This window comes from Polycladidibacter hongkongensis (assembly GCF_001561995.1).
Lineage (GTDB): Bacteria > Pseudomonadota > Alphaproteobacteria > Rhizobiales > Stappiaceae > Pseudovibrio > Pseudovibrio hongkongensis.
The window spans coordinates 136,079-151,197 of sequence record NZ_LLWC01000008.1 but is presented as its reverse complement, the minus strand read 5'-3'; the positions used below and the strand labels follow the sequence as shown (position 1 = coordinate 151,197).

At 54.9% G+C, this 15,119-nt stretch carries 12 protein-coding genes; 8 read left to right on the top strand and 4 right to left on the bottom strand.

The genetic code is table 11. The annotated features are described in order from the left end of the window. Nucleotides 1–54 precede the first annotated feature (54 nt). The 4 genes from AYK82_RS01910 to AYK82_RS01895 all read right to left on the bottom strand — a co-directional run bounded on the left by AYK82_RS01910 (nucleotide 55) and on the right by AYK82_RS01895 (nucleotide 5,850). Nucleotides 55–717, bottom strand: a complete 663-nt coding sequence (locus AYK82_RS01910; protein ID WP_068310735.1) for a LolA family protein — start codon at nucleotides 715–717, stop codon at nucleotides 55–57. A gap of 130 nt (nucleotides 718–847) precedes the next feature. After that, nucleotides 848–3,976, bottom strand: coding sequence for a DNA translocase FtsK (locus AYK82_RS01905; RefSeq protein ID WP_068310733.1), 3,129 nt, complete (start codon nucleotides 3,974–3,976; stop codon nucleotides 848–850). A gap of 9 nt (nucleotides 3,977–3,985) precedes the next feature. Then, a complete protein-coding gene (locus AYK82_RS01900; protein WP_244265700.1) occupies nucleotides 3,986–5,191 on the bottom strand; it encodes an aminotransferase class I/II-fold pyridoxal phosphate-dependent enzyme in 1,206 nt (401 codons plus the stop codon). Nucleotides 5,192–5,586: 395 nt separating this feature from the next. Then, nucleotides 5,587–5,850, bottom strand: a complete 264-nt coding sequence (locus AYK82_RS01895; protein WP_082733677.1) for a DUF1674 domain-containing protein — start codon at nucleotides 5,848–5,850, stop codon at nucleotides 5,587–5,589. Nucleotides 5,851–6,077: 227 nt separating this feature from the next. Between AYK82_RS01895 and htpX the strand changes: the two genes are divergently transcribed. The 8 genes from htpX to ccmD all read left to right on the top strand — a co-directional run bounded on the left by htpX (nucleotide 6,078) and on the right by ccmD (nucleotide 15,113). After that, nucleotides 6,078–7,154 carry a zinc metalloprotease HtpX gene (htpX, locus tag AYK82_RS01890; protein WP_068310729.1) on the top strand — a complete coding sequence of 359 codons (1,077 nt, stop codon included), beginning with the start codon at nucleotides 6,078–6,080 and terminating at the stop codon, nucleotides 7,152–7,154. 234 nt (nucleotides 7,155–7,388) lie between these two features. Further along, complete coding sequence (rsmB, locus tag AYK82_RS01885; protein WP_208976354.1) at nucleotides 7,389–8,786, top strand: 16S rRNA (cytosine(967)-C(5))-methyltransferase RsmB; 1,398 nt, start codon at nucleotides 7,389–7,391, stop codon at nucleotides 8,784–8,786. Between the two features lie 67 nt (nucleotides 8,787–8,853). Beyond that, entirely contained in the window at nucleotides 8,854–10,581 is a 1,728-nt protein-coding gene (locus AYK82_RS01880; protein WP_068310727.1) for a heparinase II/III family protein, read from the top strand. Nucleotides 10,582–10,734: 153 nt separating this feature from the next. Next, nucleotides 10,735–12,351: a bifunctional phosphoribosylaminoimidazolecarboxamide formyltransferase/IMP cyclohydrolase gene (purH, locus tag AYK82_RS01875; protein ID WP_068310725.1), complete on the top strand. Its 1,617-nt coding sequence runs from the start codon at nucleotides 10,735–10,737 to the stop codon at nucleotides 12,349–12,351. Between the two features lie 167 nt (nucleotides 12,352–12,518). Next, entirely contained in the window at nucleotides 12,519–13,229 is a 711-nt protein-coding gene (gene ccmA, locus AYK82_RS01870) for a heme ABC exporter ATP-binding protein CcmA (protein ID WP_068311291.1), read from the top strand. Next, the gene (gene ccmB / locus AYK82_RS01865; protein WP_068310722.1) at nucleotides 13,222–13,911 is read left to right on the top strand and encodes a heme exporter protein CcmB; all 690 of its coding nucleotides are present in this window, start codon (nucleotides 13,222–13,224) and stop codon (nucleotides 13,909–13,911) included. Before ccmA ends, ccmB begins: the two co-directional genes overlap by 8 nt. Before the next feature lie 222 nt (nucleotides 13,912–14,133). Beyond that, entirely contained in the window at nucleotides 14,134–14,916 is a 783-nt protein-coding gene (locus AYK82_RS01860) for a heme ABC transporter permease (protein WP_068310720.1), read from the top strand. Continuing rightward, complete coding sequence (gene ccmD / locus AYK82_RS01855) at nucleotides 14,916–15,113, top strand: heme exporter protein CcmD (RefSeq protein ID WP_068310718.1); 198 nt, start codon at nucleotides 14,916–14,918, stop codon at nucleotides 15,111–15,113. The genes AYK82_RS01860 and ccmD overlap by 1 nt, the downstream gene beginning before the upstream one ends. Nucleotides 15,114–15,119: the final 6 nt, after the last annotated feature.

Below are 15,119 nucleotides of genomic sequence, written 5' to 3'. Positions count from 1 at the left end.
ACACCCCCTTGAGGCGCGCGTAGGTTTAGCTAGGCGCACCTCGATAGGAGCTTATTAATCGTAGTCGCGCTGGCGGGCGTTGGCCAGATAATCGATTTTGAACAGTTTGGCGTTGGTGGGGCCGTTTTCCTCTGTGTTGTAGATGGCAACAGAGGTGTCGTAGCCCTGATTATCGCGCACTGTCCACTGCTTTAGGCGATAGGTGGCAGTATCAAAAATGAGCGTAAGGCGGCCGGAGTTAAACCGGGTCTTATCGTCGATCACGACGGTGATCAGATCTGGCTCTACATGAATGGATGTGACATTGGCGTCGCGCTGTAGATCGATCTTGTCGGAAAGTAGGAACCGCAGTGGGGTTTGTGAAAGCGGCCACAGATCTTGCGTTTGTAGTTTTCGATCCTTTACGGCAATCATCTCGCCATCTGCGATGATGTCCAGCGAAGAGGGCTTGTTGTAGTAGAAGCGGATGCGGCCGGGGCGGTGGATGAAGAACTGCCCCTCAACACGGCCACCGGTTGGGCCAAACTGGATAAAGTCGCCGCGCATTGTCTTCACAGAGTTGAAGTAGTGATTAATATTTGCGATCGCTTGCGCTTGCGATGGTGCGGCGGCAACGGCTGTTTCACCTGCTGCGAGCGACGGGGGGGATTGAAATGCGCCCATGCAAAGCGCGGCAATCATGAGTGCTCTAACAGTTTTGATAGGATGCCGGGGCATAGAGTTCTCCGCAATACGTAAAGGCATAGTTCAATTGATCGTGCCATCGCCTTATCGGTGCTGATAGATGTGAACGGTTTTTACAGCGCCGACAAGGCATTTTTCAGGCAGTGCTTAGGAAAAGGTGACGTTAAAACTCCTCACCGGCTTCTGGGAGTAAAATTTCCCGTTTTCCGGCATGGTTGGCCGGACCGATCATGCCTTCCTGCTCCATGCGCTCAATCAGCGAGGCAGCGCGGTTGTAGCCGATGGAAAGGCGGCGCTGGATATAGGAGGTTGAGGCTTTTCGATCTCTTGCAACAATGGCGACCGCCTGATCAAACAGATCTGCGCTGGCGTTGCCACTGCCTTGGGAAAGCGCATCGTAGCTGCCACCCTCGTCACCACCCTCTGTGACTTCGGCGAGATATTGCGGAGTGCCTTGCTCTTTTAGATGATTGACGATCATCTCGACTTCATCATCAGAGACAAACGGGCCATGGACGCGTTTGGTTTTACCGCCACCGGCCATGTAGAGCATGTCCCCCATACCAAGCAGCTGTTCTGCTCCCATTTCACCCAGGATCGTGCGGCTGTCGATTTTGGATGTTACTTGGAAAGAAATCCGGGTCGGGAAGTTTGCCTTGATCGTACCGGTGATTACATCCACCGATGGGCGTTGGGTGGCCATGATAAGATGGATGCCTGCGGCACGGGCCATCTGCGCAAGGCGCTGGATGGCGCCTTCGATATCTTTACCGGCGACCATCATAAGATCTGCCATTTCATCGACGACGACGACGATGTACGGCATTTTTTCTAGAGGCAGCTCTTCTTCTTCAAAGATGGGCTCACCACTGTGCTTGTCGAAGCCGGTTTGAATTGTGCGGGTGAAGCGTTCGCCTTTTTGTGCCGCCTCCGAAACGCGGGTATTGTAGCCGTCGATGTTTCGCACACCGACTTTTGACATTTTCTTGTAGCGGTCTTCCATTTCCCGCACTGTCCACTTGAGAGCGACAACTGCCTTGTTTGGATCGGTGACCACGGGTGTCAGCAGGTGCGGAATGCCATCGTAGATAGACAATTCAAGCATTTTCGGGTCAATCATGATCAGCTTACATTCTTCCGGTGTAAGCCGGTAGAGCAGTGACAGGATCATGGTGTTGACCGAGACAGATTTACCTGAGCCGGTTGTACCTGCCACCAGCAGGTGTGGCATGCGGGCCAGATCGGCGATTACCGCTTCGCCATTGATGGTTTTGCCGAGGGTCAGCGCGAGCCCTGCTTTGGATTGCTGGAAATCACGGCAGGAAAGCAGCTCACGCAGATAAACGGTTTCGCGGCGGGCATTTGGCAGCTCGATGCCAATGGCATTTTTACCGGGTATGACAGCGACGCGCGCGGAAATCGCGCTCATGGAGCGGGCAATGTCATCGGCAAGTCCAATTACTCGGGATGATTTTATGCCCGGCGCTGGCTCCAGTTCGTAAAGGGTTACAACGGGTCCCGGACGCACGGCAATAATCTCGCCGCGCACACCGAAGTCTTCCAATACGCCTTCAAGTATGCGGGCATTTTGTTCAAGTGCGTCGTTGCTCAGGCGAAATTTTCCCATATCCTCTGCTTGCTTGAGCAATGCAAGCGGTGGCTTCTCAAACTCACGCGGAGGGTGCACCAGTGAAGGACGTGCAGGGGCACGGCGTTGCGGTTGAACTGGTGTGGATGCCGGCGCGGTTGGGCCGCTGTCATTGGCCGCTTGAGGAGGCTGGGCGATGCCGACAGGGCGCAGTGCGCTATGCGGCTTGCCCGTACGCTGTGGCTCGACAGTTCGCTGTGGCACAAAATCCAGCATATTGTCGTTGCCCTTGGAGAAGTCTTCCTCTGCGAAATCGGTCGGCGCGACAGGCTCTACGAGGGAATTGGCGTCGGCCTCGAACGCATCAGGCGCTTTTGTGGGGTGTGCTCTGGAGGCTGCCGATTGGGTTTCATAGTCTTCTGGATATGCATCTATCTGCATTTCCGGCTCTTCTGCATGATGATGTACGGGCTCTGGTCGGGCAAAGCCATCTTGCGCTGCCGCGTAGCCAGCATCTGTAAATTCGACTGCCTCGTCATTGTAGTGAGCCTCATCTGCGCTAATCGGGGCCCCTTCATAATCGGGTGACCATGGGGCGGGTTCCTGCGCCGTAGGATAGGGGGACGCGGCTTGCTGTTGCGCAGCGCTGTGATAATTCGTTGCGGCATCCTCGTAGAACTTGTCTAAGCCATCATCTGGTTGCTGGCCTTTAAACTTGGAAAGAGCAAAGCTTTTTACACGAACCAAGAGGCCCGGTTTATGTGCTTGTGAATCCTCTTCATACTCATAGTGCTGGGCAGCGTAGTCATCTTCGTTCTGCTCGTTTTCTGCCGGGTACTGATCAAGATCCGGCTGCGAGACATATATTTTGCGCTGATGGCTTGATTGTTCTTGGCTTTGATAGGTTTCCTCTGGATCATCGTAGCCATAGTCATCAATTGGCGCGTAATTTGGTTCAGACTTTTTGCGCTGAATAAGGCGCTTGACAGCGGCAAGGGCCATCAGCTTCCAGTGGCTGATCGCGCCAATTGTAGCAGAGAGCCGGCTGTCTTCATCGCCATCGTCCTCTTCATCCGCCTCATAGGCAGCGGGATCGTAGGTGTCTTGTGGTTCAGATTGCGAGGCGAAGTATCCGCTGGCATTGGCAAGCAGGGCAAGGGCAGGCACGCCAAGCAGCAGGACACCGGTAAGGGTACGTATACCTTCAGTTAGGCCGCCAAGCATGGTGTTGGGCACCGAGAAGACCCAATCGCCCATAAAGCCGCCCAGCCCGGTGGGCAAAGGCCAGTTTTGGGTGAGTGGTAGCGCTGCAAAGGCGCCAGCGCTTGCCAGAATGGCGATAAGCCAAGAAATAAACCGCCCCTTAGTAAGCGGTAGGGCGCTGGTCCAAAATAGTCGCCACCCCCAATAGATAACCGGCAAAAGTGCAAAGGCAGCAGCCAAGCCAAGTGACTGCATTAGTATGTCGGCGAGGATGGCGCCGGATTTGCCAAGAGCGTTTTGGGCTGGAGTTTCGGTTACATGGCTGAAGCTTGGGTCTGTGACGTTCCAAGTGGCGAGTGCCACGGCCGATGCCAAAGACAGTACCAGCACGATAAGGCCAGTGAGCGAGCGTAGGTTGCGATAGACAAAGCGTTTGACAGGGCTTTGCGTATCTTCCAGAGAAACGCGGCGACGATGGGTGGATTTGGACCGTGCGAGCATAAGCGGTGCTTACTCCATGCAATCGAGGAGGCGCTGGCATGCGGCGCGCGTGGTTTCGGCGTTTTCAACAAGGGCGATGCGGATGAAGCTCGTCGCCGGATTGGTTTGGTTTGGCATTGGTGCGGCGAGGTACTCTCCGGGCAAAACGCGCAGGCCTTGTTCCTGCCAGAGTTTGCGGGTGATCGCTTCGCCGCTGCCCCACTTACGCACGTCTAGCCAAATGAAAAACCCGCCAGCACAGGTGATGTTTCCAAAGCGCGGACCAAGTAGAGTTTGGGCAATCTCGTATTTCTCATTGTAGAGGCGGCGATTGTCTTCCACATGGGTTTCGTCGTTGAATGCGGCGACGGCAACGGCCTGAGCCGGTAACGGCACTTGCGGAGCGGCAACATTGCGGAAGGTGGCGTAGAAGGGCAAAAAGTTGGCATCGCCAGCGGCAAAGCCACAGCGCAGGCCGGGTAGGTTCGAGCGTTTAGATAGGGAGTTGAAGCAAACGACATGGCTGTGCGTGCCATCAAGCGCTTCTGCAGCTTGCAAGATGCCTACGGGTGGTGAGCTGCGATAAATCTCTGAATAGCACTCATCGGAAAAGACAATGAAATTGTGCTTGCGCGCAAGGGTGACGAGGCGTTTGAGGTAATCGAGCGTTGCGACTGTGCCTTGCGGGTTGGAAGGTGTTGCAAAATAGAACGCAACCGTGCGATCAAGCAGGCTCGTGCTTAGGCTATCAAGATCTGGTAAGCCTCCGCCGGATTGCTCTGGAAGCAAGACCGGTTCAGCCCCGGTCATGTGAGCGCCGGCACCATAGGCTTGATAGTAGGGATTTGGCAAGATCACAGCAGGGTTTTCGTGCTTGTCAAGGTAATCGCGGGCACTGACACAGCCAAAAACAAGCCCTTCGCGCGAGCCATTTAGGGGAATGACCTGTTTGTCGGCATCAAAAGGTGCCGTTAAAGCAAAGCGGCGTTGTAGCCAAGCACCAATGGTTGCGCGAAACTCCGGTGTGCCGAGAATGGGAGGATACTTGCCAAAGCCTGCTAGATTATCAGCGAGGACCTTGCCAAGAAACGCGGGTGGACTGTGCTTTGGCTCACCGATTGTCAAGGATATCGGCGCTTTACCTGGCTCGATATCTTGCAGCAAATCTCGCAGGCGCTGAAATGGGCTGGCTGCGATTGCTTGTTTGCTGGTGTTTTTGGGCGCGTTGGAGGTCACAGACTGTCTCATATTCTTCGTCAATTTACATAGCTATCAGTCAGATTAGGCAGAACAGGTAAACTTGGGATTAACCATATTGGCTCGCTGCACCGCTGTTATCGAACTAAGCGGCAGCGGACATGGCTGTACTGACAGGTTGCCAAGACATTCTGGCGTGCTTGTGGAGCTTTTGCAGTTTTCCACGGGAGTTGTAAGCGACCCTGCAAGTACCCGAGTAAGCAGGAAGAGCGCTAATGGCAACTTAGAACGAGAGGGTATAGTGACAACCCTCGGCGGGGACGACGCCCCGGCAGGGCACAGAGGAGCTCACGCCAATGCAGGCACTACATCATGTCGTATCGGGTTGCAGGTGTATAAGGCTATCGCAGCTTTCGGTGCGGTTGGGTAAGCAACTAGAAGTCGCTGGTGATGCCTTTAACTTCCCAATCGGCATAGCGAACAGGATCAAGACCACCACGGCCATCAAGCTCTTGCGGGCGATCGCGCGTGATGCTGTCGATTGCTTCTCGGCGGGCTTCTGCCTCTTGCAAGGCGCGCTGGGCAGCGGGCGGTAGATCTTCAAAGCGCCGTTTAGGTGGCTCCTGCGCCTCTGAGGGGCGATCAATCTCGTGGCTTTTGAAGGTTGGCGTTACAACCCTATTTGCTGTCTCAGCCATTTAGATTCTCCTACTTACCAGTTCAAACGGTTCTGATTTTCAACTGGCATCTTGAGCTATGCTCTGCGGTTACCCATCTTATCATGATAGAAGCACAAGCTTTGTTCGCCAATAAACCGCTCCTCTTGCTATATAGGCGGGGGGTGCACGTCAAGCTACAGAGTGGCGAGGCAAGGCTAGAGAACTTTTGTGACAGAGTAACAGATCAAAAGCGAGAGTATCGAAAAATGAACTATATGCGCACCGGGATGTTGCTGGCGTCGATGACCGCGCTGTTCATGGGGCTGGGTTATTTTATTGGCGGGCAAAGCGGGATGATGATTGCGCTGGTGATTGCTGCGGCCATGAACCTGTTTGGCTATTGGAACTCCGATCGTATGGTTCTTTCCATGCATGGTGCGCGAGAGGTGGATCAGCGAAGCGCGCCCGAGCTTTATGGAATGGTAGCGCAAATGGCCAATAATGCGCAGCTGCCGATGCCCAAGGTTTACATAATCGATAATGCGCAGCCCAATGCTATCGCCACTGGCCGTAACCCGGAAAACGCTGCCGTTGCCGCAACTACAGGCCTGCTAAACTCGCTTAGCCGCGAGGAGGTAGCCGGCGTAATGGCGCATGAACTGGCGCATGTGAAGAACCACGACACATTGATCATGACGCTGACAGCGACGCTGGCCGGGGCTATTTCGATGCTTGCCAATTTCGCCTTCTTTTTTGGCGGAAACCGGGAGAACAACAATCCACTCGGGTTTGTCGGCACAATTTTGATGATGATTTTAGCGCCAATAGCGGCGGCTTTGGTGCAGATGGCGATTTCTCGTACACGCGAATATGCGGCGGACCGGCTGGGGGCGCAGATCTGCGGCAATCCTATCTGGCTGGCCTCGGCGCTTGCGAAAATTGCAAATGGTGCGGCTCATATCCCCAATGAAGCGGCGGAGCATAACCCAGCCACTGCGCACATGTTTATAATTAATCCCTTGTCTGGGCAGAATATGGATAATCTGTTTTCGACGCACCCCGACACAGGCAACCGGATTGCGGCCCTGCAGAAAATGGCGACCGAGATGGGTGCGCCTGCCTATTCTTCTGGGGCCGCTCGGGGATCAACTGTTCAGGCTGCACAAAAGACCGCCCAAGAAGCTGCACAACAAGCAGCCAAGGGGCCGTGGGGAAGTCGCCGGTCTGCCGGATCCCAAGGTTCTACCTCCGCCAATCCTTGGGGCAGAACAGAGGGCAAGAGCCAAAGTGATAGAGAGGGGAAGAATAGCTCTCCGCGCAAACCCAAAGGGCCATGGGGCTAGGCGTCCTATTGAACCTGAGTGGATTGGGCGGGCTGGCAGCGCTGCTTGAAAGAGTGATCGGTTTACTTAGCTGGCGAAAAACGCGGTTTAACCGTTGTTTTTGCGTTTTCTCCTTGTTTTTTTGTGGGCAATATCGTGTAGGTACGATACGAAACAAATGATTGGTGCGCCTGAGTGCGCGCTGCCATCTGCACCTAGCAGATGCTACTCCCCTGAACTGGATAGACGATAGTCATGAAGCCGACGCGCAAGCCAAAACGCCAGAGTAAGCCTGATGTCATCAACGCGCCTGTAAAGCCGCAGGAATTGCCCGGCTATTTCCCGCGTAAAGTCGCTACAGATTTGCTTGGCAAGACCCTGAGTAAGCGCATGCCGCTGGATGGTGAACTGGATTTGCAGAACGGGCACCCGGGCTTTAAGCGGCTTGAGCCACAGGATCGCGCGCTGACACGAGCGATTATCGGTACGGCGCTGCGGCGACGGGGGCAGATCAACGGTGTGCTGGCGCAGTTGCTGGAGCGACCAATTCCGGAGAAAACTGGCCGGATTATGGATATATTGCATATCGCTTTGGCGCAGGTGTTTTTCATGGGGGTGGCTAATCATGCTGCGGTATCACTTGCTGTGGAGCTGGCCGGGCAAGACCAGCGCGCCCGGCCCTACAAGGGGTTGGTGAATGCGGTGCTGCGCCGTGCAGTGCGTGAAGCGGAGGCACTGCTTGAAAGCGTGAAAGATACCAGCGTAAATGCACCTGAATGGATGCTGGAGCGCTGGAAAGTCGCGTATGGTGAAGAGACAGCCGCGAGAATCGCGCAGGCGCATCTTCAAGAACCTTATGTGGATTTAACCGCACGCGATAGTGAGAGCGCGCAGTGGGCCGAGACTAAAGGTGTGCTTGGTGGAGAGGCTTCGCTTGGAGCGTCTTTGCGCATTTTGCCGGAAGGGCCTATCGAGAAGCTATCGGGCTTTGCCGAGGGGGCTTGGTGGGTGCAAGATGCGGCTGCTGCTGTGCCTGCCAGATTGCTCAAAGACTTGCGTGGAAAGCGTGTTGCCGATATTTGCGCAGCGCCGGGCGGAAAAACCTTGCAGTTGGCAGCGGCCGGAGCCGAGGTGACGGCGGTGGACATTTCTGCGAGACGATTGCAGCGTTTACAGCAAAATCTACAGCGCATGGACTTGCGCGTTAAAACTGTTGTCAGCGATGCGCGTGAGTTTGCGCCCGACGAATTGTTTGATGCCATATTGCTTGATGCGCCATGTAGTGCAACGGGCACCGTGCGGCGGCACCCTGATGTTGCGTGGCTGAAACGCGAAGATGACATCGAGAAACTTGCTGAACTGCAGTATGAGCTTCTGGAGAAGGCGGCGAGCTGGCTGAAGCCGGGCGGCACTTTAATCTACTGCACTTGCTCTTTGGAATTGGAAGAGGGTGAGCTGCAGATTCAGCGGTTTTTGCTCGAGCATTCGCAATTTAAACGCGAGCCTTTATTGCCCGAAGAGCTGGGCGGGGTTGCTGAAGCGATTAATCCTCAAGGTGATTTTAGGGCTCTTCCTTGTCATAACCAGTTGCAAACTGAGAAAACCAGTGGGCTTGATGGTTTCTTTGCGGCGCGTTTGCGCTTACACTCCTAAAATGTAGAGGTTTGCCAAAGCAGGGGTTTTCTGGTTTTGGCCATGTGATGAGGTGAGGGCGATCTTAATGGGGTTTCGCCGTGTCTCCGAAATGGCGTGCGTGACGCGGCTGGTGACACAAAGCTATGCAACTACTGGTGTGCAGTGGGTGCACTCTGGTGCGCTTGCGCGGCTTGCCATGCTTGGTAATGCGCCGAGCCGGTTGCTCATTGCCCCGCAGGACTTGCGCATAGCCGACCCTGTTATCGCAGCGGACATTTACGCTGGCCGCTTTCTTTTTGTTGGTCAGAATGTTGAAACCCACAACGCCTCTCCTTTTGAAGCGCCAGCACCCAGCGAGGAGTGGTCGAAGGCGCTGCATGGTTTTTCGTGGTTGCGGCACTTACGTGCGGCTGATACGGCGATTGCACAAAAAAACGCCAGAGCACTGGTAGAGGATTGGATTACTGAAGTCTCCAGTGGTCATCACATTGGCTGGTCGCAGGAGGTAATCGCACGGCGCTTGTTGAGTTGGCTGAGCCAATCGCCAATGTTGCTGGAAGATTGCGAAGCTGAGTTCTACCGCCGGTTTATGCGGTCGATCTACCGACAGCTGCGCTTTTTGCGTGGGACGCTCTATCGTGCACCTGACGGGCTGCCACGGTTGATCTGCGCCATTGCAGTGGTGAGCGGATATGCCTGCCTAGAGGGGCAGGAAGGGGCTTTGGCAAGAGCGCAAGAGCAGCTGGACAAGGAGTTGCTGCGGCAAATCCTGCCGGACGGGGGGCACGCCTCGCGGCATCCCGGAGCGCTGCTTGATATTCTGCTTGATTTGTTGCCATTAAAACAAACGCTGGTGATGCGGGGGCTCTCGGCCAGTAGCGCGATGATGGAAGCGATTGATCGGATGATGCCGATGGTCCGGTTTTTCCGCCATGGGGACGGCTCGTTTGCCCATTTCAATGGCATGGGATCCACGGCGGGCGATGTTGTTGCAACTGTTTTGGCCTATGATGATACGCGGGGCGCAGCACCTAAAGGCGCGCCGTATTCTGGCTATCAACGCTTACAGGCTGGCGATGCATTGGTACTGATGGATTGCGGGGCGCCGCCGCCAGCTGCGCTGAGTAGCGCTGCGCATGCGGGATGTCTTTCCTTTGAGATGTCGTCGCGGCGTAACCGCTTGATTGTGAATTGCGGGGTTTCGGCAAGACAACGACTGGAATGGCGTGCTGTGGCGCGATCCACAGCGGCGCATTCGACTGCCGGTATCGGGGACAGCTCGTCCTGCCATTTTCTGGGGCCAACGCGCTTTGAAGAGCGTATTGGCACGCCGGTGCTTTCCGGCCCCAAAGCGGTGAATGTGGAGCGACGGGATGATGAGATTGCCGAACGGGTTGTTGCCAGCCACGATGGTTATGCGCGGGACTATCATTTGTTGCATGAGCGGGATCTGACTTTGTCCCGCGACGGAACCGCACTGGATGGTGTGGATCGTTTTACTTGGAGTGGCAGTAAGCGCGGCGCGGACTATTACAGCATTCGGTTTCATTTGCACCCACAAGTGCGCTGCTCGCTGGTTCAGTCTGGCTCAGCTGTCATTATGCAATGTCCAGACGGGGAGAGCTGGGAGTTTAGCGCTGCGGGCGTGGAATTGGCACTTGAGGAATCTATCTATCTTTCCGACTTGTTCGGGCATCGGCGGACGCATCAGATTGTTGTTTACGGCAGTGTTAATGAGCGTGAGGAAGTGAGCTGGATGATGCGGCGAACAGCAATGGCCAAAGGGCGTAGAAAATCTTCAGGGATCGCATAATATTTCGCAGAATTCTGCGGTTTTGCCGGATATCCATTTAATTTCACCAAACTTTTAAAAAGCTTGTGTTTTTGGCTTTGCAGCGCGCGGGAAGCGTGCTAACGGAGCCGCGTTGACCTGCGACTTTCATCTCTCAAAGAGGTTCTAAACGCTATGGCTGTGGTGTCCAAAGGCATTCCCGCTCCTGATTTTGTTTCTGTAAAACGCGCTTTGCTTTCCGTTTCTGATAAAACCGGTTTGCTAGAGTTTGCTCGTGAACTGGCGGCGCTCGGTGTCGAGCTGGTTTCGACCGGCGGCACAGCTAAGGCGATTGCCGAGGCTGGTTTGCCTGTGAAAGACATCAGCGAAGTGACAGGCTTTCCCGAAATAATGGATGGCCGGGTGAAGACGCTGCACCCGAAAGTGCATGGCGGCCTGCTTTCTATCCGCGATGATGCGGATCACGTGGAGGCGATGCAGCAGCATGAGATCACCGGAATAGATCTGCTCTGTGTTAATCTCTACCCATTTGAAGAGACCGTGGCTTCTGGTGCTGATTACGCCAATGGTATTGAGAATATTGATATTGGTGGTCCGGCAATGACGCGTGCTGCCGCTAAAAACCACGCATATGTGGCGATGGTTAGCGATCCGACTGATTACGCGGGCGTGATTGAGGCACTCAAAGCAAATGGGGGGCAAACGCCGCTTACCCTGCGTAAAACGTTGGCGCAAAAGGCGTTTGCTCGCACTGCGGCTTATGATGCGGCAGTTTCAAACTGGATGGCCGAGCAGCTGGAAGTGAGCGCGCCGGAATACCGCGCAATTGGCGGGCGCCTTAGCGAGGTGATGCGCTATGGCGAGAACCCGCATCAGGCAGCGGGCTTTTATCTTACTGGTGAGAAGCGCCCCGGCGTGGCAACTGCACGGCAAGTGCAGGGGAAGAAGCTGTCTTACAACAACATCAATGATACAGACGCTGCATTTGAGTTGGTGAGCGAGTTTGATCCTGCCAAAACTGCGGCTGTTGCCATTATCAAGCATGCAAACCCCTGCGGGGTGGCTGAAGCGGCAACGCTGAAGGAAGCCTATGAGAAGGCGTTGGCGTGTGATCCGGTTTCCGCATTTGGTGGCATTGTGGCATTGAACGGTACACTTGATGGTGATGCTGCCAGCGAGATCACCAAAATCTTCACCGAAGTGATTATCGCACCAGACGCTACAGAAGAAGCGCAGGCGATTGTCGCAAAGAAAAAGAACTTGCGATTATTGCTGACAGGTGGGTTGTCTGACCCTCGCGCAAAAGGGCTGGCTGTGAAAACGGTTTCTGGCGGTCTTCTGGTGCAGGAACGCGATAATGGCGTTGTCGACGATATCGAGCTGAAGGTGGTGACCAAGCGCGCACCAAGCCAGCAGGAACTGGCCGATTTGAAAATGGCATTCCGCGTTGGCAAGCACGTAAAATCGAATGCGATTGTCTATGTGAAAGACGGGGCGACTGTTGGTATTGGCGCCGGACAAATGAGCCGGGTGGATAGTGCGCGAATTGCAGCGAGTAAGGCAGAGGACGCGGCAGAAGCTATGGGCCTTAAGCAGCCGTTGACCAAAGGCTGCGTGGTCGCATCTGATGCGTTCTTCCCGTTTGCTGATGGTTTGTTGTCGGCGGCAGAGGCCGGTGCTACGGCGGTTATCCAGCCGGGTGGATCTATGCGCGATGATGAAGTGATCAAAGCGGCGGATGAAGCTGGGCTAGCCATGGTCTTCACCGGTATGCGCCACTTCCGTCACTAAGAGTAAATGCGTTTAATTTATCATGAGGCCCGCCGGAGAGATCTGGCGGGCCTTTTCTAAGTTTTATGATCGGATTTGATCTTTCCCTTGGTCTGCCCACGCGATATTGCTTATTGGTGCAACTTGGTAAAAAGAAGTTACGCCTTAGTGCTGCCGGCGGGAGAACAATGACAAGCCAAAAAATGATCTGCCAGGGACTATCCTGCGAGCGTGGTGGGCGCCGTGTTTTAAGCGATGTAAGCTTTGAGCTGGATGGTGGCGCGGCCTTGCTCATTAAGGGCCCCAATGGCGTGGGTAAATCCAGCCTGCTGCGAACACTGGCCGGTTTGGTGTCTGCAAGCGCAGGCACGATTGCGCTTGAGGGTGGCCGCGAAGATTGCAGGCTTGGTGAGCAATCCCACTACTTTGGCCATCTGGATGCCCTAAAGCCCGCCCTTTCAACGATCGAGAATCTACGCTTCTGGCAAGAGTTCTACGAGCCTCATAGCTTACCAAACGGTACAGGTGCAATTTTTCCCGATCTTGAGGCTGCGCTTGAAGCTGTTGGTATAGGGCATACTACGGATTTACCGAGCGGTTACCTCTCTGCTGGGCAGCGTCGGCGGCTATCTTTTGCACGTCTTTTGAGTGTGCCGCGGCCGGTTTGGCTGTTAGACGAGCCAACGTCTGCGCTGGATGCTGCTTCTGAGGAGCGGATGCTGGGATTTATGGAACAGCATATGCAGATGGGTGGAATGGTGATCGCCGCAACCCATTTGCCGCTTTCGCTTGCCAATGTCGGGGAATTAAACTTGTCTGCCGTGCAGGGTCCGGCGGGTGGCAGCGATGCTACGGCGGAAGACACGCAAGCAGGAATGGATGACTGGTTCTATGACTAACACTAGGGATGCGGCGCATTGGGCGCGCGCTTTGTTCATCCGCGAATTCCGCCTTGGCGTGCGCGTTGGTGGCGGCGCGCTCATTGGCGTGTTATTCTTTCTGGCGGTGGTGACTGTTTTCCCCTTCGGTGTTGGGCCGGATATGAAAATGCTGGCACGCATAGGGGCAGCCGTGCTCTGGATTGGTGCGCTGTTGGCAACGCTACTTGGGTTGGACAGGCTGTTTCAGGCAGATAGAGAAGACGGGTCTCTTGATTTGTTGGTGATGTCTGGACGCTCGTTAGAACTGGTGGTGCTCATCAAGTGCGCAGCGCATTGGTGCGCAACAGGGTTGCCGCTGGTGTTGGCGGCGCCGGTGCTTTCACTTTTCATGAATTTGGAACCGGTGGCGATGGGTGCGGTTACGCTCACTCTGCTGGTGGGCACTCCGGCCCTGACGCTGTTTGGTGCTGTTGGCGCAGGGGTAACTGTGGCTCTGCGCCGCGGCGGTGTGTTACTCTCTATTCTCGTAATTCCGCTTTGCATTCCCGTTCTAATATTTGGGGTGAGTGCATCGACGGCAGCGGTATCTGACTTCGCGCCATTCAAAGCGCCGCTGTTATTCCTTTGCGCTATCTCGGTGTTGGCGGTGGTGGTTGGCCCTGTTGCTGCGGCGGCTGCCTTGCGAAACGCGGGGGATTAATCTTGTGTGCGTAGAGAATGAAGCATCGCTAAATCTGACATACAATTGAATTAACATGCCAATATCTAGCCGCATTAGTGAGCAATAACGCTGCAAAACTGCGGTTTTTTACGCTGATGCATAAAAAACGACAAGGAACTTGAGGCTGGTCAAGTACCCCATGCGGCACCTGTGACAAACAGATGCATTGAAGCAGCCCGAGCTAGAGTTTAGAATGGTTCTATGACCCTATACGATCTTGCAAACCCGACTTTCTTTCTTAAGCTGGTGCGGCGCGTGCTGCCTTGGCTTATCGGAGCGTGCGTGCTGGTATCCGCCATTGGCCTCTACATGGCGTTTTTCTCTGCACCAGAGGACTACCAGCAGGGCAATACCGTGCGCATAATGTTTGTGCATGTCCCCTCGGCTTGGCTGGCGTTGTTCTGTTATGGGATGATGTCGGTGTCTTCCATTGGCTCATTGGTCTGGAAGCATCCGCTTGCGGATGTCTCTGCTAAGGCAGCCGCACCAATAGGCGCTACTTTCACATTTCTGGCCCTGTTTACCGGCGCTGTTTGGGGTAAGCCGATGTGGGGTACATGGTGGGTTTGGGATGCAAGACTGACCTCCATGCTGGTGCTGTTTATCATGTATCTCGGCATTATCGCGCTTTGGAAAACCTTTGATGATCCGGCCAAGGCCGCACCAAAAATCGCTGTGCTGACGCTCGTTGGCTCGCTGAACCTGCCGATTATCAAGTTCTCTGTAGATTGGTGGAATACGTTGCACCAGCCTGCAAGCGTGTTTCGTACTGATGGGCCCTCTATTGCCACGTCCATACTTGTGCCGTTGCTGGTGATGGCTTTGGCCTTTACTCTTTTGTTCGTCGCAATGCACTTGAGCGCAATGAGGAACGAGATTTTCCGTCGGCGTATTCGCTCGATGCGGGTTCGCGTTGCAGCGAAGGCACCTGCTGCGGCAGCGGGCCGTGTGGTTGGTGCTGCTGGTGTTGCAGGAGGAAACTGATGGATTTTCTCGGTTTTGATCTTGGCCGTCACGGGGGCTATGTGTTGGCGGCTTACGTGGTTGTCGCTTTTGCGGTGACGGGGTTGCTGGTTTGGATTCGTGCGGATCGTCGTAGGCTGGAGCGCGAGATGGCTGAGCTGGAGGCTGCGGGCGTGCGCCGCCGTTCGCAACGCGCAAAACCAGTACAGACAGATTAATCAAGG

What these genes read in the sequence shown, in the direction of transcription:
- AYK82_RS01910 (WP_068310735.1), bottom strand. Translation starts at nt 717, where the DNA reads ATGCCCCGGCATCCTATCAAAACTGTTAGAGCACTCATGATTGCCGCG.
- AYK82_RS01905 (WP_068310733.1), bottom strand. Translation starts at nt 3,976, where the DNA reads ATGCTCGCACGGTCCAAATCCACCCATCGTCGCCGCGTTTCTCTGGAA.
- AYK82_RS01895 (WP_082733677.1), bottom strand. Translation starts at nt 5,850, where the DNA reads ATGGCTGAGACAGCAAATAGGGTTGTAACGCCAACCTTCAAAAGCCAC.
- htpX (WP_068310729.1), top strand. Translation starts at nt 6,078, where the DNA reads ATGAACTATATGCGCACCGGGATGTTGCTGGCGTCGATGACCGCGCTG.
- rsmB (WP_208976354.1), top strand. Translation starts at nt 7,389, where the DNA reads ATGAAGCCGACGCGCAAGCCAAAACGCCAGAGTAAGCCTGATGTCATC.
- AYK82_RS01880 (WP_068310727.1), top strand. Translation starts at nt 8,854, where the DNA reads ATGGGGTTTCGCCGTGTCTCCGAAATGGCGTGCGTGACGCGGCTGGTG.
- purH (WP_068310725.1), top strand. Translation starts at nt 10,735, where the DNA reads ATGGCTGTGGTGTCCAAAGGCATTCCCGCTCCTGATTTTGTTTCTGTA.
- ccmA (WP_068311291.1), top strand. Translation starts at nt 12,519, where the DNA reads ATGACAAGCCAAAAAATGATCTGCCAGGGACTATCCTGCGAGCGTGGT.
- ccmB (WP_068310722.1), top strand. Translation starts at nt 13,222, where the DNA reads ATGACTAACACTAGGGATGCGGCGCATTGGGCGCGCGCTTTGTTCATC.
- AYK82_RS01860 (WP_068310720.1), top strand. Translation starts at nt 14,134, where the DNA reads ATGACCCTATACGATCTTGCAAACCCGACTTTCTTTCTTAAGCTGGTG.
- ccmD (WP_068310718.1), top strand. Translation starts at nt 14,916, where the DNA reads ATGGATTTTCTCGGTTTTGATCTTGGCCGTCACGGGGGCTATGTGTTG.